Source organism: Pseudomonas sp. 2FG (genome assembly GCF_005502935.1).
Taxonomy (GTDB): domain Bacteria; phylum Pseudomonadota; class Gammaproteobacteria; order Pseudomonadales; family Pseudomonadaceae; genus Aquipseudomonas.
This window is the reverse complement of record NZ_SCMP01000018.1, coordinates 1-21,952: the sequence shown is the minus strand read 5'-3', so window position 1 is coordinate 21,952 and position 21,952 is coordinate 1. Positions and strand designations below refer to the sequence as shown.

Below are 21,952 nucleotides of genomic sequence, written 5' to 3'. Positions count from 1 at the left end.
TTGCGGGAATTGGGGGCGAAGATTCTAACGAAAAAACCCGCGCCAGGCGCGGGTTTTCTTGAACTTCGAATCAGCTTTCAGAAACCTTGCAAATCTCGCTGCGCCAACTGCGCCGCCGAACTGCCCGGGAACTGGGCAATCACCTGCTGCAAAATGCCCTTGGCTTTATCGGCATGGCCCAAGCGCTGCTCGACATCGGCCAGTTTGTACAGGGAGTCAGGCACCTTGGGGTGGCTCGGATAAAGCTGGCTGACCTTGGCAAACGCCTGACCGGCACCTTGCAGATCGCCCTTGGCCAAATTCACCTCGCCCAGCCAGTACTGCGCATTGCCCGCATATTGGCTGCTTGGGTACTTGCGCAGGAAAGCGCTGAAGGCCTGGCTGGCCTTATCGAAGTCCTTCGCCTTGATCAGATCGAAGGCAGCGTCGTAATACAGCTTTTCCTTCGCCGGATCGCCCGGTTCGTTACTCGCCGCAGCCTGAGCCGCGGGCTGAGTCGGAGCGCCACCGGCATCGATCACACCGGTTGCAGCAGAATCTTGGGGAGCTGGAGCGCCAGTTGCGCCGCCGGCCAAACGTCGATCGAGGTCTTGATAACGCTCCAGGCCTTCTTGCTTCAGGCGCTGAATCTCGTTTTGCTGCTCCTCGACCATGCCGCGCAGTCGCGCGACCTCTTCTTGCAGTTGTTGCAGCTGCATGAACAGCTCACCCTGCGCCGAGGTCGGGGCCGTAACCCCTCCCCCGGCGTAGGCGCCGGACGTGCCATAACCAGCAGGCGGATAACTACTGCTGCCGTAATTGGCATTCTCATCCACCACAGGAACCTCAGCCCAGGCCGCAAGCGGCAGGCTGAGAGCCAAAACGGTTAAAGCACGACGGCACGTACGCATGGCGAATTACTTACGCAGCTCGACGCGACGGTTCTGCGCCCAGGACTGCTCGTCGTTGCCAGTGGCAACCGCACGCTCTTCGCCGTAGGACACCAGCTCAGCTTGAGCCGGGGAAACGCCCTGCAGCACCAGGTAGCGCTGTACGGCCTTAGCACGACGCTCGCCCAGAGCCATGTTGTACTCGCGGGTGCCGCGCTCGTCGGTGTTGCCTTCCAGAACGACGCGAGCGCCGTTGCCTTTCAGGTCTTTAGCGTGAACGTCGAGAGCGCGCATGGCTTCCGGCTTCAGGTCGGAGCTGTCGTACTCGAAGTAGAAAGTAGTGATAGCGCGCAGAGCAGCTTCTTCGCTCAGGCTGCCATCGACGGCACCGCTGTTAGCGCCGTAACCAGCGTTCGGATCAACAGCGCCTTCGCCAGCGGTGTCGCCGCCTTTGGAGGAGCAACCAACAGCTACAGCCATGGCCAGAGCCAGCGCAGCAAACTTGCCAAATTTCAACATTTCCATAATGAAACTCCTAATGACCCCAGTTGTGTTAAGTAAAAGGTATTGCGCCGCATCAGTTCAGGTAGGGCGACCAGGATGGCTCTCGGATTTCGCCTTGCGCGGTTGGAATCGGGAGTTTTACTCGCCCATTGATGGAGGCGAGAATCAAGACTCCACGGCCCTGCTGGCGGGTCGCGTAGATTACCATGGTGCCGTTGGGCGCGACAGTAGGCGACTCGTCCAGACTGGTATCGGAAAGTATCCGCACATTACCCCGTTGCAGATCCTGCGCCGCCACCTTGAAGTTGGTGAAACCATCCTGGCGGTGAATCATCACCAGGGTCTTTTCGTCTGCCGACAACTTCGGATTGGCGTTGTAGTTACCGACGAAGGTCACGCGCTGCGGCTCGCCACCACCGATGCGAGTCTTGTAGACCTGCGGTTTGCCGGCACGATCCGAAGTGAAGTAGATAGTCTGGCCATCCGCCCCCCAGAACGGCTCGGTGTCGATGGAGAAATGATTGGTCACTCGCTGCAACTGACGGGAGCCCAGATCCATCACGTAGATCTCCGGGTTGCCGTCCTTGGACAGCACGAAAGCCAGGCGACTGCCATCCGGGGAAAAGGCCGGCGCACCGTTCAAGCCCTCGAAGTTGGTGATCTGCTCACGGCGACCGGTATCGATGTGTTGGATGAAGATGCGCGGACGCTTCTGCTCGAACGACACATAAGCGATACGCTTGCCATCATTGGCAAAGCGCGGCGAGAGAATCGGCTCACGCGACTGCAGCAAGGTCACGGCGCGCGCGCCGTCATAGTCGGAACGCTGCAGGGTGTAGCGGGTGCTATTCACCGAGAAACGCTCAGCGGTGACGTACAGCATCCGCGTGGAGAACGCACCCTTGATGCCGGTGAGCTTCTCGAACGACTGGTCAGCGATATAGTGCGCCATATCGCGCAATTGATCGGTGCTGCCGCCGACGCTACCCGAGAGCACTTGCTGCTCGGTTGCCACGTTGAACAAGGCGTATTGAATCTGTAGACGGCCGCCATTCGGGACTATGCTGCCGACCATCACATACTGAACGCCCAGGGCTTTCCAATCGCGAAAGATCACTTCGCTGGCCTGAGTCGGCAAGCTGATCATGTTTTGCCGCGGGATCGGCTCGAAGGTACCGGAGTTACGCAGATCTTTACCGATGATGTCGGCCATATCCTCCGGCAGCACGGTGCCGCCCTGCCAACCGAAAGGCACGATAGCCACCGGAATGGCCCGATCGGAGCCACTGGTGACCAGAATGTTCTTTTCCTCAGCGGCCAGCATTCCGGCGCCACAGCAAAGAACCACAAGCAATCCTCGAAGAATATTGATCACAACGCTAAATCCTCAGGTGTGAAGGTCATCTTGAATGAACGATAGGGATTAAAGTCAGTGGGACTCAGACCCTGCATTTCTATGAGTCGGCCGATGTTTTCGACCGCCGCAACCGCCGAGCTGTCGAATGGCCCATTACCACTGGAGCGCGCCACCCCGACACTGGTAATGGTGCCGTCGGGCAACATGGTGATCTGTAGCACCACCGTCATGCCATTAGTCGCGCCTGGCGGCCTGGTCCAGCCTTCCGCCGCGCGCATTCTGATCAGATCGTCGAAGTTGCCCGACACCTGCTCACCGATCTCGTCACCGAGCGCCGCCTGACGCTCAGTATCCTCGGCTAACAACTCCGCCAGGGCCTGGGCCTTCTTGTCCTCGGCAGCCTTGCGGGCAGCCTCGGCGGCTTTTTTCTTGCTGGCTTCGGCAGCCGCTTTCTTCTTCGCGTCTGCGGCTTTTTTCGCATCGGCGACGGCTTTTTTCTTCGCCGCCTCGGCATCAGCCTTCTTCTTGGCCTCTGCTGCCGCTTTCTTCTTTTCTTCTTCGGTTTTCTTCTTGGCGATATCCGCCAATTGCTTTTCCTCGGCTTTCTTGGCCTCGGTAGCCTTCTTCACTTGCTCGGTCTTTTCGGCGGCTTCGGCCTTTTGAGCCTCTTCGGCTTTCTTTTGTTCCGCCGCCTTGGCCGCTACCTGCTTTTGCTGCTCGAGCTTTTTCGCCTCCAGCTGCTCGACTTCATACTGTTTGGCTGCAGTCTTTTTCGCCTCGCCGGCGATTTTCTGGTTGGTCTGCACTGTTGCCGGGCTTTTCGACTTGAGCTCGTACAGGGTGGCCTGAACGATCGGCTTCGAGGGCGGCAGCTCCGGAGTGAAAGCAAAACTGACGAAGAGCATGCCAAACATCAGGACGTGCAAGCCCAGCGCCCAGACGCTGGGCCAGAAATAGCTTTCCGAAGAGGAGCGCTCGCGCTGCTGCTGCATTACGGCGCCTCGGTAATCAGACCGACATTACCCACGCCAGCCTGCTGCAGCCCGCCCATTGCAGCCATCACCGCGCCGTAATCAACGGATTTGTCGCCACGAATGAACACCTGGGTCTGCTTACCCTGGCTACGGCTCTGGTTCATGATCGCCGTCACAGCTGTGGTCATTTCAGGCAGGGTCAGGGCTTTGGCCTGCTGCTTGTCGGTATCCACTTCGCTGCCGAGATTCCAGAAATAGGTCTTGTCGGCCTTGATCGAAATAGTCAGCACCTGGGTGTTGTTGTCTTGCGGCAGGGCCTCACTGGAGACCTTGGGCAGATCGACCTTGACGCCCTGGTTGAGCATCGGGGCAGTCACCATAAAGATCACCAGCAGCACCAACATCACGTCGATGTAGGGCACTACGTTCATCTCGGCGACTGGTTTACGTCTCTTGCGAATACGGGCCATGGGTTAAAACCTTTCCATAAAGAAAGCCTGCGCCTTAGAACCAGTTCAATATCTTGAACAGGCTCTTAGTCGTCGCTGGTGTGCACTTTACGGTGCAGGATGGCTTGGAATTCGTCGGCAAAGGTGTAGTAACGGCCGATCAGCGTCTCACCGCGCGCGGCGAAGCGGTTGTAGGCGATCACCGCAGGGATAGCCGCAAACAGGCCAATTGCCGTGGCGATCAGTGCCTCGGCAATGCCCGGTGCAACTGTGGCGAGGGTCGCCTGCTGCGCCGAAGCCAAGCCACGGAAGGAGTTCATGATCCCCCAGACGGTACCAAACAGACCGATATAGGGGCTGGTGGAGCCCACGGTGGCGAGGAATGGCAGGCTTTGCTCGAGCTTTTCTTCTTCACGGGAAATCGCCACGCGCATCGCGCGGTTCACCCCATCCATCACCGCATCCGGATCGACACCCGGTTGCTGGCGCAGGCGGGAAAACTCCTTGAAGCCGCCGCGAAAGATCTGCTCGACGCCGGAATCCGGATCGGGATTGCTACCGGCCTGACGGTACAGCTTGGACAGGTCGATGCCCGACCAGAAACGCTCTTCGAAGCTTTCCAGCGAACGGCGCGCAGCACGAATCATCGTGCTGCGCTGGAAAATCATGATCCATGAGGTAACCGATGCGGCTACCAGAATGAGCATTACCAGCTGTACCACGATGCTGGCGTTGCTGATCAGGCTCCACATGGAGGTATGGTCGACGACGTTGGCTTCCACGCTTAATCTCCTGCTTTAGATGTACCCGCGCCGCTCAGGCCGGCAAAGGCCGCGCGCAAAGCTTCGGGAAAGGCCCGGGGTTTCAAACTGTCGGCGCGCACACAGGCCACCAGGAACTGCCCTTCACAGAGCAGCGCATCATCCGTTGCCCGCCGAACCTGTTGACGAAAGCGCAGGCTGACACGGTTTAATTCGATTACTTCGGCGCTGACCAGCAGCTCATCATCCAGCCGCGCCGGCGCGTGATAGCGCGCTTCGCTGGAATGCACGACGAACAACAGGTTCTCCCCCGCCAACGCAGACTGGGCAAAGCCCAAATCGCGCAGCCGCTCGGTACGAGCCCGCTCCATAAACTTAAGGTAATTGACGTAATAAACGATGCCGCCGGCATCGGTGTCCTCGTAATATACGCGACAACGATGTGCGAACGACTCAAGCCCATTTTGCGCGCGCATACTCTAGTGCTTACTCCCTGGGTTGCCAATCAGGCTAAACAACTGTTTTTCAACCATCTGTCCCATTCGTCCCGAATGAGTCAGATGAATTTTATGGCTTTAGGTTACTCATCGACGGCAAATAGATCAGTCGTCGGCAGCTCCCCCATGCGCTTGGGCACATTCAGGCCGAAATGCAGATACGCATGCCGAGTCACCACCCGCCCACGGGGGGTGCGCATGATGTAGCCCTGCTGGATCAAGTACGGCTCCAGCACATCCTCAATGGTGTGCCGCTCCTCACTGATGGCTGCAGCCAGGCTGTCGACACCCACCGGGCCGCCGTCGAATTTCTCGATCATGGTCAACAGTAGTCGGCGATCCTGATGATCGAAGCCGTGCTCATCGACATCCAACAAGTTCAGCGCCTGATCGGCAATTGGCCGGGTGATATGCCCCTCGGCGCGTACTTCGGCGAAATCCCGCACGCGTCGCAGCAAACGGTTGGCGATCCGCGGCGTGCCGCGGGCACGCCGGGCAATCTCAAAAGCGCCTTCCGGATCGAGCGGCAAACCGAGGATACCGGCCGAGCGCCCGACAATAGTGGCCAGGTCCGGGATGTTGTAGAACTCCAGGCGCTGCACTATGCCGAAGCGATCGCGCAACGGATTGGTCAGCATGCCGGCCCGCGTCGTGGCGCCGATCAGGGTAAAGGGTGGCAGATCGAGCTTGATCGAGCGCGCCGCCGGGCCTTCACCAATCATGATGTCGAGCTGGAAGTCTTCCATCGCCGGGTACAGCACTTCTTCGACAATCGGCGAGAGGCGGTGAATTTCATCGATAAACAACACATCGCCCGGCTCCAGATTGGTCAGCATCGCCGCCAGATCGCCAGGGCGCTCAAGCACTGGACCGGAGGTACTCTTGATCGAGACACCCATTTCCTGGGCGACGATATTGGCCAAGGTGGTTTTACCCAAGCCTGGCGGGCCAAAGATCAAGGTGTGATCGAGCGCTTCGCTGCGCCCCTTGGCGGCCTGAATGAACAGCTCCATCTGCTCGCGCACTTTCGGCTGACCGATATATTCAGCCAGCCGCAACGGACGAATGGCCCGGTCCAACTGCTCATCGCGGTCACGGCCGGAGGCGGTAATCAGGCGGTCGGCGTCTATCACTTAAACCATTCCCTTCAATGAACGACGGATCAACTCTTCACTGCTCAAACCTTCTTCCTGCACTGCCGATACCGCACGGCTAGCCTCCTGGGGTTTGAAGCCGAGGGAGATCAGCGCGCTCACCGCGTCATTCTCCGCGCTTGAGACTGCGGCGCCAGCCCGAGGTTCAACCACCAGCGTGGCGATGCCCGGCATGGTTTCCCAGGCCTTGAAGCGGTCTTTCAGCTCGACCAGCAGGCGCTCCGCAGTTTTCTTGCCGACGCCCGGAATCCTCACCAGGACGGAGGTGTCTTGCGCCTGGACGCAGCGTACCAACTCATCCACTTCCAGGCCGGACATCAACGCCAGCGCCAGCTTGGGACCCACGCCATTGAGCCGGATCAGCTCGCGAAACAGCTCACGCTCGCGCTTCTCGAAGAACCCATAGAGCAACTGCGCGTCTTCACGCACCACCAGATGGGTGTGCAGGGTCACCGACTCGCCGACGGACGGCAGACGGTAGAGCGTGGTCATCGGCACTTCCAGCTCATAGCCGAGGCCATTCACATCCACAACTAAATGCGGCGGCTGCTTTTCCGCCAAAGTGCCGCGCAGGCGTCCAATCACGAATTCACTTCCTTATATAGAGGCCACTTACAGCCTGAGCCGGCCGCCGCGGCTACGCGCGCCAGCCAGGCCGTGGGGAATCAGACTTGAGCGGGTATGCGCATGACACAGGGCAATCGCCAACGCATCGGAGGCATCGATTTGCGGTTTCTGCGTCAGCTTCAACAGGTGCATCACCATCATCTGCACCTGCTGCTTGTCCGCCCCACCGGTTCCGGCAATCGCCTGTTTGACCTGGGTCGCCGTGTACTCGGCGATCTCCAAGCCCTCCTCCGCCGCCGCCACTATGGCCGCGCCACGCGCCTGCCCCAGCTTCAGCGCCGAGTCGGCATTCTTGGCCATAAACACCTGTTCGATGCCCATGGTCACCGGGCCGTAGGTCTGAATGACCTCGCGCACCCCACGAAAAACGCTTTGCAGCCGCTCATGCAACAGGCCACTGCCGGTACGAATGCAGCCCGAGGCAACATATTCACAGCCACGACCAAGGTCGCGCACCACGCCGTAGCCGGTGATACGTGAACCAGGATCGATACCGAGAATAAGAGTCATAGCGCCTGCAGCTTGAAAATAATGCTTAGTACCGAACAGTCGGTGTCCGGCAGCTTAAAGGCAGAAGCCGGAGGCACAAAGCCGCGTGATGATCACGCCCTTGCGCCTCCGGCTCCAGGGATACCGCCAGCAGTTCGATTCAGCCGATCTGCTCCATGATTTCATCCGGAATTTCGGCGTTGAAGTAGACGTTCTGCACGTCATCCAGGTCTTCAAGCATGTCGATCAGCTTGAGCACCTTCTGCGCGGTTTCCAGGTCCGTCAGCTCGACCATGATCGACGGGATCATGCTGATCTCCGCCTCATCGCCCTTGAAACCGGCGGCGACCAAGGCCTCATTCACCGAGATAAAGTCGGCGAAGGTGGTAAACACGTCGATGGAACCATCGTCATTGGTCACTACGTCATCGGCACCGGCTTCCAGCGCCGCATTCATCAGGGCGTCTTCATCCACACCCGGGGCGAAGCTGATCTGGCCTTTGCGATCGAACATATAGGCCACCGAACCGTCGGTGCCCAGGTTGCCACCACACTTCGTGAACGCATGCCGCACTTCGGCGGCGGTGCGATTGCGATTGTCGGTCATCGCCTCGACTATCACCGCCACGCCGCTGGGCGCATAACCTTCATAGCTCAGCTCTTCGACTTTCGTGTCATCGTCGGCACCCACGCCGCGGGCGATCGCCCGATCGATGGTGTCGCGGGTCATGTTGGCGCCGAGCGCCTTGTCCACCGCCAGACGCAGACGCGGGTTGTCCGCCGGTATGCCGCCACCCTGGCTCGCGGCGATGGTCAGCTCGCGAATCAGCTTGGTGAAAATCTTGCCTCTCTTGGCGTCCTGACGCCCCTTGCGATGCTTGATGTTGGCCCACTTGGAATGACCAGCCATAACGCACTCCGAATTCTTGTCTTGTTGGACGGCCCATCAACCTGGGCCGTCCTGGTTTTGAACTGAATTATTCCGCTTTCGGCTGTTCGCGCAGGCGAATGTGCAGCTCACGCAGCGCTTTGGCATCCACCGCACCCGGCGCCTGGGTCATGACACAGGCCGCGCTCTGGGTTTTCGGGAAGGCGATCACTTCACGGATCGACTGGGCGCCCGTCATCAGCATCACCAGACGGTCCAGACCGAAGGCCAGACCACCGTGCGGCGGCGCACCGTATTTCAGGGCGTCGAGCAGGAAGCCGAACTTCTCCTGCTGCTCGTCTTCGCTGATGCCGAGCAGACGGAATACCGCTTGCTGCATCTCTTTGCGGTGAATACGGATCGAACCGCCGCCCAGCTCGGTGCCGTTCAGCACCATGTCGTAGGCACGCGACAGCGCAACCGCCGGGTTGGCTTCGAGCTCTTCCGGGCTGCACTTGGGTGCGGTGAACGGGTGGTGCAATGCAGTGAAGCTGCCGTCGTCGTTTTCTTCGAACATCGGGAAGTCGACCACCCACAGCGGTGCCCACTCGCAGGTGTGCAGCTTGAGGTCGTGGCCGATCTTGATCCGCAGCGCGCCGAGGGCGTCGCTGACGATCTTGGCCTTGTCGGCGCCAAAGAACACGATGTCGCCGTCCTGGGCGCCGACGCGATCGAGGATCACCTGGAGGTTTTCCTCGGGGATGAATTTGACGATCGGCGACTGCAGACCTTCCACACCCTTGGCGCGCTCGTTGACCTTGATATAGGCCAGGCCCTTGGCGCCGAAGTTGCCGACGAACTTGGTGTAGTCGTCGATCTGGCTGCGCGGCATGCTCGCGGCACCCGGTACACGCAAGGCGGCAACGCGGCCTTTCGGATCGTTGGCCGGGCCACTGAAGACCTTGAATTCCACGGCATTCAGTTGATCGGCAACATCGACCAGCTCCAGCGGGATACGCAGGTCCGGCTTGTCGGAACCGTAGCGGCGCATGGCTTCTGCGAAGGTCATGTGCGGGAATTCGCCGAATTCCAGATCCAGCACTTCCTTGAACAGCTTGCGGATCATGCCTTCGGTCAGACCGATGATGTCGGCTTCATTGAGGAAGCTGGTCTCGATGTCGATCTGGGTGAATTCTGGCTGGCGATCGGCCCGCAGGTCTTCGTCGCGGAAGCACTTGGCGATCTGGTAGTAGCGATCGAAGCCGGCCACCATCAACAGCTGCTTGAACAGCTGCGGCGATTGCGGCAAGGCAAAGAAGCTGCCGGCGTGGGTACGACTCGGCACCAGGTAGTCTCGCGCACCTTCCGGCGTGGCACGGGTCAGGATCGGCGTTTCGACGTCGAGGAAACCATTCTCGTCGAGGTAACGACGGATGCTGGTGGTCATGCGCGAACGCAGACGCAGCTTTTCGGCCATTTCCGGGCGACGCAGGTCGATAAAGCGATAGCGCAGGCGGATTTCTTCGCCCACGTCTGAGTACTCGTTCAGCGGGAACGGCGGGGTTTCCGCCTCGTTCAGCACTTCCAACTCGTAGCCGAGCACTTCGATAGCACCGGAGGCCATGTTGGCGTTGACCGCACCCGCCGGACGCAAACGTACCTTGCCGGTGAGCTTGACCACATACTCGCTGCGCACACGGTCAGCGGCGGCGAAGGTCTCGGCGCGATCCGGATCAAACACCACCTGGGCCAAGCCTTCACGATCACGGATGTCGAGGAAGATCACCCCGCCATGATCACGACGGCGATGGACCCAGCCGCACAGGGTGATTTCTTGACCGTCCAGGCTCTCGTTCAGTTGGCCGCAATAATGGCTGCGCATCATGATGGTGGTTTCGCTTCTCGTAATTCGACTAGTCGGTGGTGTGCTGTTAATCGGCTTTATCGCCGCCAGCCAGGTTCTTTTTCGCGCCGGTCTTGAAGTCGGTTTCATACCAGCCGCTGCCTTTGAGGCGAAAACCGGGCATGGATAACAACTTCTTCAACTCGGGCGCCTTGCAGGTCGGACAATCGACCAACGGCGCATCGCTGAACTTCTGAATGGCTTCCATTTGATGGCCACAGGAAGCGCATTGGTAATCGTAAATAGGCATTGGCTCATCTCGGCAATCTAAAAAACAGCACCGCGAGCCCACGCCCTGCGGCAAAGGGCGCGATTATATATGGTTAATCGGTCACGTGCAGCCGCCTGACCAGATCGCACCTTCCGCGGCCTTCCTCACGAAAAATGCCTAGCGCTCAGACACGACTCTGCGGCAGCGCTCTACACACCCAACCATTGATCACGCAATACCGCCCGCCTTCTGGGCCGAACCCAGCGCTTCCTACCCGCACCCAAACTGCCGGCCAAGCCGCCAGGCAAGAGCGCCCCCCAACAATCAAATAGCCTTCAACCATGGCGTTCATTGACACAAGCCAAGACTCGGCCTGAAAAGCCCATGCTAGGCTGTATCCATCATGGAGCGAAGCAGGCTCCAAGCTACCTGAGAGGAGAAAAGCTATGGAAATCAACATCGGAATCGCCGAACAGGACCGCGCAGCCATTGCCGAAGGCCTGTCGCGCCTGCTGGCGGATACCTACACCCTGTACCTGAAGACCCACAATTTTCACTGGAACGTCACCGGCCCGATGTTCAACACCCTGCACCTGATGTTCGAGGGGCAGTACACCGAATTGGCCCTGGCCGTTGACCTCATCGCCGAACGTATCCGTGCCCTCGGCTTCCCGGCGCCCGGCACTTACGCCGCTTACGCCCGCCTATCCTCGATCAAAGAGGAAGAAGGCGTACCGAATGCCCAGGACATGATCAAACAACTGGTACAGGGCCAGGAAGCCGTGGTGCGCACTGCGCGCGGCATCTTTCCACTGCTGGACAAGGCCAGTGACGAACCGACTGCCGATCTGTTGACCCAGCGTATGCAAGTGCATGAAAAGACCGCCTGGATGCTGCGCAGCCTACTGGCCGCTTAAGTCAGCGACTTACGGATATACATAAAGGCCCTACTCAACCGGGCCTTTTGCTAGGCGACTCCATGCTCCGGCAATCCAAAATCCCCCTGCGACACGCATAAGCCAGCCCCCTTGCCTTCTTAACCTGCATACCGAAGCGGCTGACCTCCTCAAACAAGCCCTACCGCTCATGATGCGCCATAACATCCCGCCAAAGCCTGCCAACCCGCACAGACGATGCGCTATACCAGGCGCAATCAGGTTCATCCGGCCGCCCCAGGACCCGTGCCAAGCGCTTGATTTGAGTAGCCCTGCGCTTTGCTGTTAAATACGCCCCGTGCTGCTGCCCCGACCGTTCAAGGAGCGGCGCATAGGCTGGCACTGTGCGCGTGTCGATCGCCCGCCATTTATCAGGGGCAAACCGCGCCGAGCCAGCTCTCCTCGTGATCCTTCTTAATATAAGTGAGCTCATTGCACATGTTGAAAATCGTCCATCTACTCACGGGCGCTGCCGCCCTGCTGCTGTCCTTTATTCCCAGCCTACATGCCGAAGCCCTGCCTTACCTGCAGCAGCCTGACGCGCTCTACCTGGCCTTGTTCGGCCTACTCAACCTACTGCTGGCGCCATTGCTGCCGATCTGGCACATGGGCGCTCGCCATCAACTGCAAAGCCTGGTTTCGGCGCTGCTGGTACTGGCCGTAGTGCTGCAAACCCTGATTCTGCTGGCACCCCTACCCATCATTGGCGGCCAACCCGCCGTACTGCTCAGCCTGCTGACAGTATTAGTCGCGGTACTGCTGCACCTGGCCACCAACCTGCGCATGAGCAACCGCAGCACTTCGCCAATGCAAGACATGACCGATCGCGAGACCGGCACCGTCAAGTGGTTCAACACCTCCAAGGGCTTCGGCTTTATCTCCCGCGACTCCGGCGATGATATCTTCGTGCACTTTCGCGCCATTCGCGGCGAGGGCCACCGCGTACTGGTCGAAGGTCAGCGTGTAGAGTTCTCGGTGATGCAGCGCGACAAAGGCCTGCAAGCGGAAGACGTGATCGCCGCACAGCCGCTGCGCCGCTAAATCCAGCCCAATAAAAAACCCGCCTCGATGGCGGGTTTTATGCCTTCCAATTAACCGAAGCTCATTAATAATGCGGCGGCGGCGCGTCCTCTTCGGACACCCCAAACTGCCCCTGCAGATCTTCCTGGCGCTTAGCCAACGCCGCGACTTGCAACTGCAGCCGTTCCAGTACGCGCTGCTGAACCACCAGCACATCGTTCAATGCCTGAATCGTGTCATCCTGGAAGGCCAAGCGGCTTTCCAGGTCGGTAATACGCATTTCCAGGCTCATGGCTTATTCCTCGACAAAACGAAAATCCTCGGTCAACACCAGCCGTAGCTTGGCGCGAATCGCGGCAACCTGCTCGGCACTGTAGGCCTCAGCCGGGAACTTGCCCCAGACCGGCGCCGGCCAGGCGGCATCCTCACGGCGACGCACGATTACATGCATATGCAGCTGATTGACGACATTACCCAAGGTGGCGACGTTCATCTTGTCCGCCGCGAAGGTGTCTTTGAGCGTTTCCGCCAGCACCGTGGTTTCCTGCCACAACGCCTGCTGATCATCGGTGTCGAGCTGAAACAGCTCGCTAAGCTCTTCCCGACGCGGCACCAGAATGAACCAGGGGTAGCGTGCATCGTTCATCAAGAGCAAGCGACAGAGGGGAAAATCGCCAATCGGCAGAGTGTCCTGCTGCAGACGTGAATCCAAGGCGAACATACTGGCCTCTCCTGTTCGGCTGGTTAAGGTTTCAGTTTAGCGACCCACGCAGGGCTAACTGCGTTAAGTGACGACCGCGCAGGATACTCGGGAAACCCACCTTAATTCATCCCGCCCAGCCGCGCGGCAACTCCAGATAACCGACAGGTGAAGCGCCAAGCTTGATCCGCTCTGTGGCCAGACCCGAGCACTGCGCCAGCACGACCTCAAGCATTCTGAGCTGAGGCTACATCTACAGCCCCAGCTAAACGGACACCAACCGAGCCCCCACTTGACGCAAACCCCCGGCACCCGCACTCAACCCGTGCAGCACCTCTACAGCCACTAACTGGAGCTCAATCACTGAGCATGGACGCACCGACTCTGCGGGATTCAGGGGCAACCGGCCCGCCCCTCGGCGCAAGAAGCCATGAACAAGCATGCCCAGCACACCGAGACAGCCCACCTTGAGTATCTCCCGGCGTGTTACCCGACAGCCATCGCGTACACCACGCCTCGCTCGATGGCACTCCAGGTAACGTTCAGGAGCAGACGAGTCGTAATAGCCGCGCCTTGCAGCCACCCAAGCCCCCTTCAAGACCCTACACGGGGGGCAAAGATGTTGCATTTTCGCGGCACAATGCTCGACAAAACACACACAACTAAGGCTTTCCAGCGTCAGCTCGACGATTTGTGCATGGATTTTGCTTTAGCCAATCCAAGATCAATGCCCGCTCGCGCCAATAAGCGCCAGCGAGTCTTCCTGATCCACCCGCAACAATTCCATTGGATGAAGTTAACGGGTAGGTTATGAAGGGTTTCGGCAGGCAGTCTTAGCAGACGCTGAACTCGTCAAAACTGACGGAAAAGTTAAAACGGCATGGACGCAAGAGCAAAACTACAAATTTGCGACATGTCTCATCCAATTTTGCGACATTGCCGTGAAGAACTCGTAAGGAATAGACTGCAACTGTCGCCAATAATGTCGGCGTGATATAAGTTACCGCCGACACAAAAAGAAAGAGCCGCCCATACATTAAGAAGATGGGCAGCGCAACTCTTCTAAACCAAAGGAGCAATCACGATGCAAGTGATGAAGTGGAGCTTAATCGCCCTAGCTGTAACCGCGGGCACTTCTCAAATGGCCGCTGCCAGCCAACAGTCCGACTCCAAGGGCCTTGTTGAAGACAGCAGCCTGACCCTTCACAACAAGAACTACGCCTTCTACCGCGACTTCCGCAACAACGATTCCAGCCGCCAGAACTACCGCAAAGAGTGGGCTCATGGCATCAGCGCGATGTTCGAGTCCGGCTTTACCCAAGGCACCGTTGGCGTCGGCGTCGACGCCCACGGCATGTTGGGCCTGAAGCTCGACAGCGGTCGCGGCACCACCGGTACCGGCCTGCTGCCGATCGGCGATGATGGCCGCGCTCAGGACGATTACTCCTACGCCGGCGGCGCGGTCAAAGCCCGCGTATCCAACACCGTACTGAAGTACGGCGACCTGATACCGACCTCTCCGGTCTTCGCCACCGGCACCGCCCGCCTATTCCCGGGCACCGCCACCGGCTTCCAGCTGCTGAGCAGCGAAATCGAAGGCCTGAACATCGACGCCGGCCACTTCACCTCGATTCGCGACGGCAGCGCCTCCACCAACCGTAACGGTGAAATCACCACCACCTACACCGGCATCGCCAGCGACAGCGCCGACTACGTGGGCGGCACCTACTCCATCAACGACAACCTGAGCGTCACCCTGTATGGCGCCGAGCTGGAAGACATCTGGCGCCAGTACTACGCCAATACCAACTACAACATCCCGTTCAGCGACACTCAGGCCCTGAACTTCGACTTCAACATCTACCGCACCCTGGATGAAGGTCAGGCTCTGGCAGGCGAGATCGAAAACACCGCCTTTTCGCTGGCTGCCGCCTATTCCATCGGCGCGCACAAGTTCACCCTGACCCACCAGCGGGTGAATGGCGACGAGCCGTTCGACTACATCTCGATGGACGGCCAAAACGCCGGCGACTCCATTTATCTGGCCAACTCGGTTCAGTACTCCGACTTCAACGGCCCGAACGAGAAGTCCTTTCAGGCCCGTTACGACCTGAACATGGCCGAGTACGGCGTTCCCGGCCTGAGCTTCATGGCTCGCTACATCACCGGTAGCGATGTCGACGGCACCAAGGCCGACCCGAACGGTGCGTTCGCTGGCGCGATCGGCGAAGACGGCAAGGAATGGGAACGCGACATCGAAGCCAAGTACGTGGTTCAGGAAGGCGCCGCCAAGGACCTGTCCTTCCGCCTGCGTCACGCCAGCTGGCGTGCCAACAGCGACATGGGCTTCTTCGGCTCTGCTGGCGCCACTGCCCTGGACGAAGTCCGCCTGATCACCGAGTACCCGCTGGACATCCTGTAAGTCCAACCCGTACACGTAGCTGATAAAAGAAACCCGGCCTAGGCCGGGTTTCTTTTTGCGCGCAGATCAACCGCCCAGCGGCAAGGCGTAAGTCCCCGTGACATGCGCCACCAGTTCATCCTCCCCCGCCGAATACAGGCTGACCTCACAGACCGCCTGTCGTCTGGACAAGCGCAGGATACGCGCCTGCGCCAACAGATCTACCGGCTTGGGCCTGGCCAGAAAGTTAATGTTCAAGTTGGAAGTCACCGCCATCTCCACCCGTCCCAATCGCCCCAACACCACCGCATACATCGCCGCATCGGCCAGGGACATGATGGTCGGCCCGGACAGCGTGCCGCCCGGGCGTACCAGTTTCGCCTGGAAGGGCACCCGCGCCAGGGCGCAATCCGTATCCAGCCGGTCGATCCGCAGATCAATATCCTCAGCCATCGGTACGCCCATCCGAATCAGCGCCTGCACCTGCTCTGCGGTTAATGCGGTCATCCTTATATCCCCTGTTCCGGCGGCCTGAATCCTGTACGCGACTGTACAGGCACCGTACAATGCCGAGCTATTCCCTGCCTTCGCAACCGATATAACGGCCAAACATGCGTACCAGTCAGTATCTGCTCTCGACCCAAAAAGAAACCCCTGCCGACGCCGTAGTCATCAGCCATCAGTTGATGCTGCGCGCCGGTATGATCCGCAAACTGGCGTCAGGCCTCTATACCTGGCTGCCGATGGGCCTGCGCGTGCTGCGCAAGGTGGAAGCCGTGGTTCGTGAGGAGATGAATGCCGCCGGCGCCCTCGAAGTGCTGATGCCAGCCATTCAGCCCGCCGAACTGTGGCAGGAGTCGGGGCGCTGGGAGCAATACGGCCCTGAATTGTTGCGCTTGAAAGACCGTCATGCGCGGGATTTTTGTGTCGGCCCGACTCACGAAGAAGTCATCACCGATCTAATGCGCAACGAATTGAGCAGCTACAAGCAGCTGCCGATCAACCTGTACCAGATCCAGACCAAATTCCGGGATGAAATTCGCCCACGCTTCGGCTTGATGCGCGGCCGCGAGTTCACCATGAAGGATGCCTACTCCTTCCATATCGATCAGGCCTCGCTGCAAGAAACCTACGACCGCATGCACCAGGCCTACTGCAATGTCTTCACCCGTCTGGGCTTGAACTTCCGCCCGGTACAGGCGGACACCGGCTCGATCGGCGGTACCGGCTCCCACGAGTTCCACGTGTTGGCCGAGTCCGGCGAAGACGATATCGCCTTCAGCGACAGCTCCGACTACGCCGCCAACATCGAGAAGGCCGAGGCAATTCCGCGTGAGCAAGCGCGTGCTGCCGCCAGCGAAGAACTGCGTCTGCTCGATACGCCGAACGCTAAAACCATTGCCGAACTGGTGGAAGGCTTCAACCTGCGGATCGAAAAAACCATCAAGACCCTGGTTGTGCACGGCGCCGAAGAAGGCAGCTTGATCGCCCTGATCATCCGTGGCGACCACGAACTGAACGAAATCAAAGCCGCCAACCTGGCGCAAGTTGCCAGCCCACTGGTGTTTGCCTCTGAGGCGGAGCTGCGCAACGCCATCGGCGCCGGTGCTGGCTCGCTCGGCCCGCTGAATCTGCCGCTGCCGTGCATCATCGACCGTTCGGTCGCCCTGATGAGCGATTTCGCCATCGGCGCCAACATCGATGACAAACATTACTTCGGCGTCAACTGGGAGCGCGACCTGCCGCTGCCGGAAGTAGCCGACCTGCGTAATGTGCTGGCTGGCGATCCGAGCCCGGATGGCCAGGGCACCCTGGTGATCAAGCGCGGCATCGAAGTCGGACATATCTTCCAGCTCGGCAGCAAATACAGCGAAGCGATGAACTGTACGGTGATGGGCGAAAACGGTAAGCCGGCCATCCTGACCATGGGTTGCTATGGCATTGGCGTCTCCCGCGTGGTCGCGGCCGCCATCGAGCAAAACAACGATGAGCGCGGCATTCTCTGGAACGATGCCCTGGCGCCCTTCCAAATCGCTCTGGTGCCACTGCGCTATGAAAACGAAGCGGTGCGCGCGGCGACCGATAAGCTCTACGCCGAATTGACTGCTGCGGGCTTCGAAGTTCTGCTCGACGACCGTGACAAAAAGACCAGCCCAGGCATCAAATTTGCCGATATGGAACTGATCGGCATTCCACACCGCATTGTGGTCAGCGAACGCGGCCTGGCCGAAGGCAATCTGGAATACAAGAGCCGCAGCGAAACCGAGGCTCTAGCTGTTCCAGTGGCCGAAACCCTGTCCTTCATCCAGGCCCGTATCCGGCGCTGATCCTAGCCGTTTTCAAGAGCAGTCGCTCACCAAGAGAAGTCATGTTCAAGCGAAGTACCTTATGCCTCATTGGCGCCGCACTCTGCGGCGCCCTCTTTCTCAGCGGCTGCGCCAACCACCTGTCACAACGCAGCGAGCATGAGGAACGAGTCGAGCGCAAACTGCTGAACCACAGCCTGCAAATAGACGTAGGCGAACCTGGAGTCCTCGAACTGCCGCAACGGCGCGTGCGGGTGCAGGAGCAGAAAACCTTCGAGGTCACCGATTTCGAGGTGACTCGCCGCTATGATCGCTACACCCCCTACCAGCCCTGGCGCGAGCTCTATGAAGTGCCGCTGGGCGCGGTCGCGGTGGTCGCCGGTATCGGGGCCAATGCGCTCAACGTGGTCATGCTCGGCAGCCTGCCGGAAACGGCCACCAAAGACTGGATCAGCTATGGCTTTGCCGGTCTCAACCCCTTTATGAACACCCAGTCCAATGGTCGCTCGCAGCAGAACCTGGCCGGTATCGACGAAAAACAGCAGGGCAAACGCATGGAGTATTCCAGCCTGCCGTGGGCCGAGCGCCCCGTACTGATCAAGGCAGGCAAGCAAACCCATGAGCTGACCACCGACCGCAATGGCATACTGCGTCTGAACCTGCTCGATGGCCCCTTCGCCGAACAGGACGTCAGCCGCGTTGGCAAGCTGTTGCTGAGCACCGAAGATGAACAGGACCAGACCCGCGCAGTTGCCACCTTGCTGGTCAGCCGCACGCTGCGTGGCAAACTGCAGGAAGCCCACGCACTGATCTTTGACGACCTGGAAGACGACGAAGTTGGGCAGTGGGTGCATCGGGTCAAGCGCCTTTCCGAGCTGGGTCTGGAAGAGGAAGCCAGTGAGCTGGAACAAAGCCTGATCGAACTGACCCGTAACGATCCGGAGTTGCAGCAGGAATTCCTCAAGTCGCTGATGAAGGACGCCGGCCGCCTGGCTGCCGATCCTGGCGCCAACAACTGAGGCGCAAGATGGCGGCGCGTTTTCGCTTCGCGCTGTGCTGCCTGCTGCTGTTAGCGCTGCCTGCTGACGCCAACCTGCGTCAGGCCCCGGAACCGGAACTGCGCAGTTTGCTGCAACGCACAGTGGCCGAGGCGGACAGCTTTGAAGATCGCTTCGACGCTGAGGTCTGGCTGCTGGATATGTCCACGCGCCTCACGCGCTACCTGCCAGATGCCGAGGAGCGCCTGACCTTGCTTAAACTGGTGCACCGCGAAGCCAGTAAAGCCGGCCTGAAGCCCGATTTGGTCATCGCCCTGATCCACGCGGAAAGCCATTTCAATCGCTTCGCCATCTCCCCGGTTGGCGCCCAAGGCATGATGCAAGTAATGCCCTTCTGGAAAGGCGAACTGGGCCGCCCGCAAGACAACCTCACCGACAACGCCACCAACCTGCGCTACGGTTGCACCATCCTCAGTTACTACCTGAAAAAGGAACACGGCAACCTCAGCCGCGCCCTCGCCCGCTATAACGGCAGTCTCGGGCGGAACACCTACCCGGCGAAGGTCATCGGGCTCTGGCAAGACTTCTGGTACGTCAAACCCTGAGAGGCTGTTTTGCAATTGTCTGCGCATCGGTGATGCTGCGTTAAAAATGGCTTCGGAATGCTCATTTACAGCTCGTAAACTCCGCCTCCTCTGCCATTTTTGCCTTGCCTGACCTTCGCTCGACGACTTTCAAAACAGCCTCTGCGCGTTTTGGCCGCAGCTGTTAACCACGCACAATAAAGCCGGCAATCCCTTGCAAGGCTTGCTCTTGCAGCTCGACCGCGTCGACCTGGGCTTGCTTCGGCCCCCGCTCCAGCCAAGCCGCCAGTTCACGCACCGCGGCCTCTTCTCCCTCCAGCAGCACCTCGACCCGACCATCGGCGAGGTTGCGCACCCAGCCATCGAGCTCAAGACGCTCGGCCTGCTCTTCGGTGTGCTGGCGATAGCCCACCCCCTGTACCCGACCACTGACATAACCATGCAAACAAATGCGCGCCATTGCCTCACTCCTTAGCTTGCAACTCGGCTAACCGTTTACTCAGCCCCACCGAGGTCTGCTCGCCGAGCAGACGCTCACGTAGTTGGCCCTTTGCATCGACGATATAGGTCACCGGTAGCGCTTCGCTGCGCGGCAATTGGAAGCGCGTGGCCGGATTCTGTGCCAACACCGTGAAACCAATCCCCAGCGCCTCCGAGGCCTTACTCAGCTCCTCCCCCTGCAAGCCATCGAAGTTCACCCCCAGCACGCTGACAGGCTTGCCCTTGAGCTGTTCAGCCAAGGCATTCAATTCTGGAATCTCGCTACGGCAAGGCCCGCACCATTCGGCCCAGTAATTAATCACCAACCACTGGCCTTCCAGACGCTCAGCCGCTACCTTTCGTCCATGCTGATCGACACCTGGGTCTTCGGCACAGCCGGCCAGCACAAGCCCAACGAGAATACTTATGACCATCCGCCCTATGACCCTTTGGAGTCGCGTTCCCATGCAGTCGATCCTCGTGTACGCAGGGTTGATATGACGCTGGATGCCTTGCGCCTAGAAGTGCCCGAGGTCCTCGAAGAGGACGCTGTGCCCCTCGCCGATCTCAATCAGCAACTCGCCGAAGCGCGCCTGCAGCCGCAGGATCATGCACTGCAACAGGTGTTGAGCCTGTTATTTCGGCTTAATCGCAGCGCCATGACCTTACTCGAAAGGCAGCGCGCGCTGCAAAGCTTCAGCGAAGAATACCGCCACTATGCCGCGGCCTACCGGGCCGGCGTGACGCCACCGGTCTTGTTCGTACGCTTTTGCGCTGAGATCGCCACAGGTTTCAAACGCCTGCTGCTGCAGATTTTACAGGGCCACCACCCCTCACGCCCGCATCTGGCGTGGTGCCTGTATATGGCTCAGCACTTCCTCGCGCAAAGCCTGTTGCGGCACTACCAGCTGTATCAGGAACCACCGGCCAGCCTATGGCGTGATAGCCACCTGCTGTATTGGATCGGCGAACACCAGGAGTGTCTGGATGAGCCCGTCGCCGCCGCCTTCCAACCGCCACCGGCCAGTACCTTGCGCGGTCTTTATCAGCAGATGCTGCTATTGGCCTTGAGCAATCCCTTCCATCTGGCCGAAGGCGAAAGCCCGCTGCTGTTTAGCGCCCTCGCCCCTCTGGCCAACCTCGCTCGCCTGCTGCCCTGGGATGAGGACGACGATGCCGAAGGCCCAACCGTTGACCTCACCGAGTCGCAGCCTTGCCTGGCGTACGAACAGACGCCAGAAGGCGACAGTCGCTACCTGCGCCGCCTCGAACTCGGTGCGTTGTTGGTCGCCCTGCATGAGCCGGCGCCCTTGCAAAGCGCGCTTGAGCGCCAGTTGCTCGAGCGCGTCCGCCACCATTGGCTAGGCCATCAACAGCGCCGCCATGCGCGCTCAGACCAGGCCGGGGACTGCAGCTTAGTCGTCGGCCTAACGGCCATCCACGCCCAACTCCTTGAACATCGTCCAGGTCACTGCGCGGCGCAGATGCTCGATACCAGCCCAGGCGGCGCACGCCTGTTGTGTCATGCCGACCAAGGCCGACAGCTGCCAGTCGGGCAACTGGTGCTGCTGCTCAGTAGCAGTGCGACACCGACCCTGGCGCTGGTGCGTTGGCGGCACCTAAATGCCGAGGGCCTGCACCTCGGTCTGCGTTACTTGAAAGGATTGCCCCGCCCAGTTTGGCTACGCCGCGCACCCAGCGCGCAAACCCACCCCGGCGTGCTGCAGAGTACCCCGGTGCAGGGCGGTGGTTGGCATCATGGTTTGTGGTTGGCAAACGGGCAGTTCGTTGAGGGGGAGAACCTTTGGTTGCAGTTGGTCAGCGTGCATAACCAGGCCGCCCTGCACCGGGGTACTCTGCAGCAC

24 protein-coding genes and 2 pseudogenes are annotated in these 21,952 nt (G+C 59.7%); 8 read left to right on the top strand and 18 right to left on the bottom strand.

Translation table 11 applies throughout. From position 1 onward, the window contains the following. Positions 1 to 77: 77 nt before the first annotated feature. The 13 genes and pseudogenes from ybgF to FFS13_RS16920 all read right to left on the bottom strand — a co-directional run bounded on the left by ybgF (position 78) and on the right by FFS13_RS16920 (position 10,702). Positions 78 to 890, bottom strand: a complete 813-nt coding sequence (gene ybgF, locus FFS13_RS16980; protein ID WP_137820242.1) for a tol-pal system protein YbgF — start codon at positions 888 to 890, stop codon at positions 78 to 80. Between the two features lie 6 nt (positions 891 to 896). Beyond that, the gene (gene pal / locus FFS13_RS16975; protein ID WP_137820241.1) at positions 897 to 1,394 is read right to left on the bottom strand and encodes a peptidoglycan-associated lipoprotein Pal; all 498 of its coding nucleotides are present in this window, start codon (positions 1,392 to 1,394) and stop codon (positions 897 to 899) included. A 52-nt stretch (positions 1,395 to 1,446) separates the two neighbouring features. Further along, positions 1,447 to 2,697 carry a Tol-Pal system beta propeller repeat protein TolB gene (gene tolB, locus FFS13_RS16970; protein WP_218568635.1) on the bottom strand — a complete coding sequence of 417 codons (1,251 nt, stop codon included), beginning with the start codon at positions 2,695 to 2,697 and terminating at the stop codon, positions 1,447 to 1,449. Positions 2,698 to 2,744: 47 nt separating this feature from the next. Next, positions 2,745 to 3,722: a cell envelope integrity protein TolA gene (gene tolA, locus FFS13_RS16965; RefSeq protein WP_137820239.1), complete on the bottom strand. Its 978-nt coding sequence runs from the start codon at positions 3,720 to 3,722 to the stop codon at positions 2,745 to 2,747. Further along, on the bottom strand, positions 3,722 to 4,174 hold the full coding sequence (tolR, locus tag FFS13_RS16960; RefSeq protein ID WP_137820238.1) for a protein TolR: 453 nt from the start codon (positions 4,172 to 4,174) through the stop codon (positions 3,722 to 3,724). Before tolR ends, tolA begins: the two co-directional genes overlap by 1 nt. 65 nt (positions 4,175 to 4,239) lie before the next feature. Beyond that, the gene (tolQ, locus tag FFS13_RS16955) at positions 4,240 to 4,935 is read right to left on the bottom strand and encodes a protein TolQ (protein WP_119955740.1); all 696 of its coding nucleotides are present in this window, start codon (positions 4,933 to 4,935) and stop codon (positions 4,240 to 4,242) included. 38 nt (positions 4,936 to 4,973) lie between these two features. Next, positions 4,974 to 5,390: pseudogene (ybgC, locus tag FFS13_RS16950) on the bottom strand (tol-pal system-associated acyl-CoA thioesterase); the annotation flags it as partial. Positions 5,391 to 5,494: 104 nt separating this feature from the next. Then, positions 5,495 to 6,544, bottom strand: a complete 1,050-nt coding sequence (ruvB, locus tag FFS13_RS16945) for a Holliday junction branch migration DNA helicase RuvB (RefSeq protein WP_137820236.1) — start codon at positions 6,542 to 6,544, stop codon at positions 5,495 to 5,497. After that, positions 6,545 to 7,150, bottom strand: coding sequence for a Holliday junction branch migration protein RuvA (gene ruvA, locus FFS13_RS16940; protein ID WP_137820235.1), 606 nt, complete (start codon positions 7,148 to 7,150; stop codon positions 6,545 to 6,547). Between the two features lie 27 nt (positions 7,151 to 7,177). Continuing rightward, complete coding sequence (gene ruvC, locus FFS13_RS16935) at positions 7,178 to 7,702, bottom strand: crossover junction endodeoxyribonuclease RuvC (RefSeq protein ID WP_137820234.1); 525 nt, start codon at positions 7,700 to 7,702, stop codon at positions 7,178 to 7,180. Positions 7,703 to 7,841: 139 nt separating this feature from the next. Then, positions 7,842 to 8,591, bottom strand: a complete 750-nt coding sequence (locus FFS13_RS16930) for a YebC/PmpR family DNA-binding transcriptional regulator (RefSeq protein WP_137820233.1) — start codon at positions 8,589 to 8,591, stop codon at positions 7,842 to 7,844. 67 nt (positions 8,592 to 8,658) lie between these two features. Then, a complete protein-coding gene (aspS, locus tag FFS13_RS16925; RefSeq protein ID WP_137820232.1) occupies positions 8,659 to 10,434 on the bottom strand; it encodes an aspartate--tRNA ligase in 1,776 nt (591 codons plus the stop codon). A gap of 46 nt (positions 10,435 to 10,480) precedes the next feature. Then, positions 10,481 to 10,702, bottom strand: coding sequence for an FmdB family zinc ribbon protein (locus FFS13_RS16920; RefSeq protein ID WP_119955747.1), 222 nt, complete (start codon positions 10,700 to 10,702; stop codon positions 10,481 to 10,483). 407 nt (positions 10,703 to 11,109) lie between these two features. On the opposite strand from FFS13_RS16920, the gene FFS13_RS16915 reads away from it, so the two are divergent. The 3 genes and pseudogenes from FFS13_RS16915 (at position 11,110) to FFS13_RS19810 (ending at position 12,639) form a co-directional block, all read left to right on the top strand. After that, the gene (locus FFS13_RS16915) at positions 11,110 to 11,580 is read left to right on the top strand and encodes a Dps family protein (protein WP_137820231.1); all 471 of its coding nucleotides are present in this window, start codon (positions 11,110 to 11,112) and stop codon (positions 11,578 to 11,580) included. 456 nt (positions 11,581 to 12,036) lie between these two features. After that, a pseudogene (locus FFS13_RS20285) lies at positions 12,037 to 12,309 on the top strand (cold shock domain-containing protein membrane protein); the annotation flags it as partial. Positions 12,310 to 12,414: 105 nt separating this feature from the next. Then, positions 12,415 to 12,639, top strand: coding sequence for a cold-shock protein (locus FFS13_RS19810; protein WP_171006507.1), 225 nt, complete (start codon positions 12,415 to 12,417; stop codon positions 12,637 to 12,639). A gap of 64 nt (positions 12,640 to 12,703) precedes the next feature. On the opposite strand, the gene FFS13_RS16905 is transcribed toward FFS13_RS19810, so the two are convergent. Further along, a complete protein-coding gene (locus FFS13_RS16905; RefSeq protein ID WP_137820229.1) occupies positions 12,704 to 12,910 on the bottom strand; it encodes a SlyX family protein in 207 nt (68 codons plus the stop codon). Positions 12,911 to 12,913: 3 nt separating this feature from the next. Then, positions 12,914 to 13,339 carry an HIT domain-containing protein gene (locus tag FFS13_RS16900; RefSeq protein WP_137820228.1) on the bottom strand — a complete coding sequence of 142 codons (426 nt, stop codon included), beginning with the start codon at positions 13,337 to 13,339 and terminating at the stop codon, positions 12,914 to 12,916. A gap of 1,063 nt (positions 13,340 to 14,402) precedes the next feature. On the opposite strand from FFS13_RS16900, the gene FFS13_RS16895 reads away from it, so the two are divergent. Further along, complete coding sequence (locus FFS13_RS16895; RefSeq protein WP_137820227.1) at positions 14,403 to 15,740, top strand: OprD family porin; 1,338 nt, start codon at positions 14,403 to 14,405, stop codon at positions 15,738 to 15,740. 66 nt (positions 15,741 to 15,806) lie between these two features. Here FFS13_RS16895 and FFS13_RS16890 read toward each other — a convergent pair whose 3' ends face one another. Further along, positions 15,807 to 16,226, bottom strand: coding sequence for a PaaI family thioesterase (locus tag FFS13_RS16890; RefSeq protein ID WP_137820226.1), 420 nt, complete (start codon positions 16,224 to 16,226; stop codon positions 15,807 to 15,809). Positions 16,227 to 16,330: 104 nt separating this feature from the next. On the opposite strand from FFS13_RS16890, the gene FFS13_RS16885 reads away from it, so the two are divergent. From FFS13_RS16885 to FFS13_RS16875, 3 genes are read left to right on the top strand one after another with little or no spacing between them, the layout of a single operon-like run. Then, positions 16,331 to 18,046: a proline--tRNA ligase gene (locus tag FFS13_RS16885; RefSeq protein WP_137820225.1), complete on the top strand. Its 1,716-nt coding sequence runs from the start codon at positions 16,331 to 16,333 to the stop codon at positions 18,044 to 18,046. Between the two features lie 41 nt (positions 18,047 to 18,087). Then, a complete protein-coding gene (locus tag FFS13_RS16880; RefSeq protein ID WP_137820224.1) occupies positions 18,088 to 19,044 on the top strand; it encodes a hypothetical protein in 957 nt (318 codons plus the stop codon). Positions 19,045 to 19,052: 8 nt separating this feature from the next. Continuing rightward, positions 19,053 to 19,628 (top strand): transglycosylase SLT domain-containing protein, encoded by a 576-nt coding sequence (locus tag FFS13_RS16875; RefSeq protein WP_137820223.1) that lies wholly within the window; start codon positions 19,053 to 19,055, stop codon positions 19,626 to 19,628. Positions 19,629 to 19,791: 163 nt separating this feature from the next. Here the strand turns inward: FFS13_RS16875 and FFS13_RS16865 are convergent, their stop codons facing one another. Next, entirely contained in the window at positions 19,792 to 20,067 is a 276-nt protein-coding gene (locus FFS13_RS16865) for an acylphosphatase (RefSeq protein ID WP_137820222.1), read from the bottom strand. Positions 20,068 to 20,071: 4 nt separating this feature from the next. After that, complete coding sequence (locus FFS13_RS16860; protein ID WP_137820221.1) at positions 20,072 to 20,554, bottom strand: TlpA disulfide reductase family protein; 483 nt, start codon at positions 20,552 to 20,554, stop codon at positions 20,072 to 20,074. A 30-nt stretch (positions 20,555 to 20,584) separates the two neighbouring features. Here FFS13_RS16860 and FFS13_RS16855 point away from each other — a divergent pair. Then, on the top strand, positions 20,585 to 21,952 hold a 1,368-nt coding region (locus FFS13_RS16855), incomplete at its 3' end, for a PilZ domain-containing protein (protein ID WP_137820220.1).

Coding starts and splice junctions, on each gene's coding strand:
- FFS13_RS16890 (WP_137820226.1), bottom strand. CDS start 16,226: ATGACCGCATTAACCGCAGAGCAGGTGCAGGCGCTGATTCGGATGGGC.
- FFS13_RS16880 (WP_137820224.1), top strand. CDS start 18,088: ATGTTCAAGCGAAGTACCTTATGCCTCATTGGCGCCGCACTCTGCGGC.
- FFS13_RS16865 (WP_137820222.1), bottom strand. CDS start 20,067: ATGGCGCGCATTTGTTTGCATGGTTATGTCAGTGGTCGGGTACAGGGG.
- tolR (WP_137820238.1), bottom strand. CDS start 4,174: ATGGCCCGTATTCGCAAGAGACGTAAACCAGTCGCCGAGATGAACGTA.
- aspS (WP_137820232.1), bottom strand. CDS start 10,434: ATGATGCGCAGCCATTATTGCGGCCAACTGAACGAGAGCCTGGACGGT.
- FFS13_RS16860 (WP_137820221.1), bottom strand. CDS start 20,554: ATGGGAACGCGACTCCAAAGGGTCATAGGGCGGATGGTCATAAGTATT.
- FFS13_RS16895 (WP_137820227.1), top strand. CDS start 14,403: ATGCAAGTGATGAAGTGGAGCTTAATCGCCCTAGCTGTAACCGCGGGC.
- FFS13_RS16900 (WP_137820228.1), bottom strand. CDS start 13,339: ATGTTCGCCTTGGATTCACGTCTGCAGCAGGACACTCTGCCGATTGGC.
- tolB (WP_218568635.1), bottom strand. CDS start 2,697: ATGCTGGCCGCTGAGGAAAAGAACATTCTGGTCACCAGTGGCTCCGAT.
- pal (WP_137820241.1), bottom strand. CDS start 1,394: ATGGAAATGTTGAAATTTGGCAAGTTTGCTGCGCTGGCTCTGGCCATG.
- ruvC (WP_137820234.1), bottom strand. CDS start 7,702: ATGACTCTTATTCTCGGTATCGATCCTGGTTCACGTATCACCGGCTAC.
- FFS13_RS16885 (WP_137820225.1), top strand. CDS start 16,331: ATGCGTACCAGTCAGTATCTGCTCTCGACCCAAAAAGAAACCCCTGCC.
- FFS13_RS19810 (WP_171006507.1), top strand. CDS start 12,415: ATGACCGATCGCGAGACCGGCACCGTCAAGTGGTTCAACACCTCCAAG.
- FFS13_RS16920 (WP_119955747.1), bottom strand. CDS start 10,702: ATGCCTATTTACGATTACCAATGCGCTTCCTGTGGCCATCAAATGGAA.
- FFS13_RS16915 (WP_137820231.1), top strand. CDS start 11,110: ATGGAAATCAACATCGGAATCGCCGAACAGGACCGCGCAGCCATTGCC.
- ybgF (WP_137820242.1), bottom strand. CDS start 890: ATGCGTACGTGCCGTCGTGCTTTAACCGTTTTGGCTCTCAGCCTGCCG.
- FFS13_RS16930 (WP_137820233.1), bottom strand. CDS start 8,591: ATGGCTGGTCATTCCAAGTGGGCCAACATCAAGCATCGCAAGGGGCGT.
- FFS13_RS16905 (WP_137820229.1), bottom strand. CDS start 12,910: ATGAGCCTGGAAATGCGTATTACCGACCTGGAAAGCCGCTTGGCCTTC.
- tolA (WP_137820239.1), bottom strand. CDS start 3,722: ATGCAGCAGCAGCGCGAGCGCTCCTCTTCGGAAAGCTATTTCTGGCCC.
- FFS13_RS16875 (WP_137820223.1), top strand. CDS start 19,053: ATGGCGGCGCGTTTTCGCTTCGCGCTGTGCTGCCTGCTGCTGTTAGCG.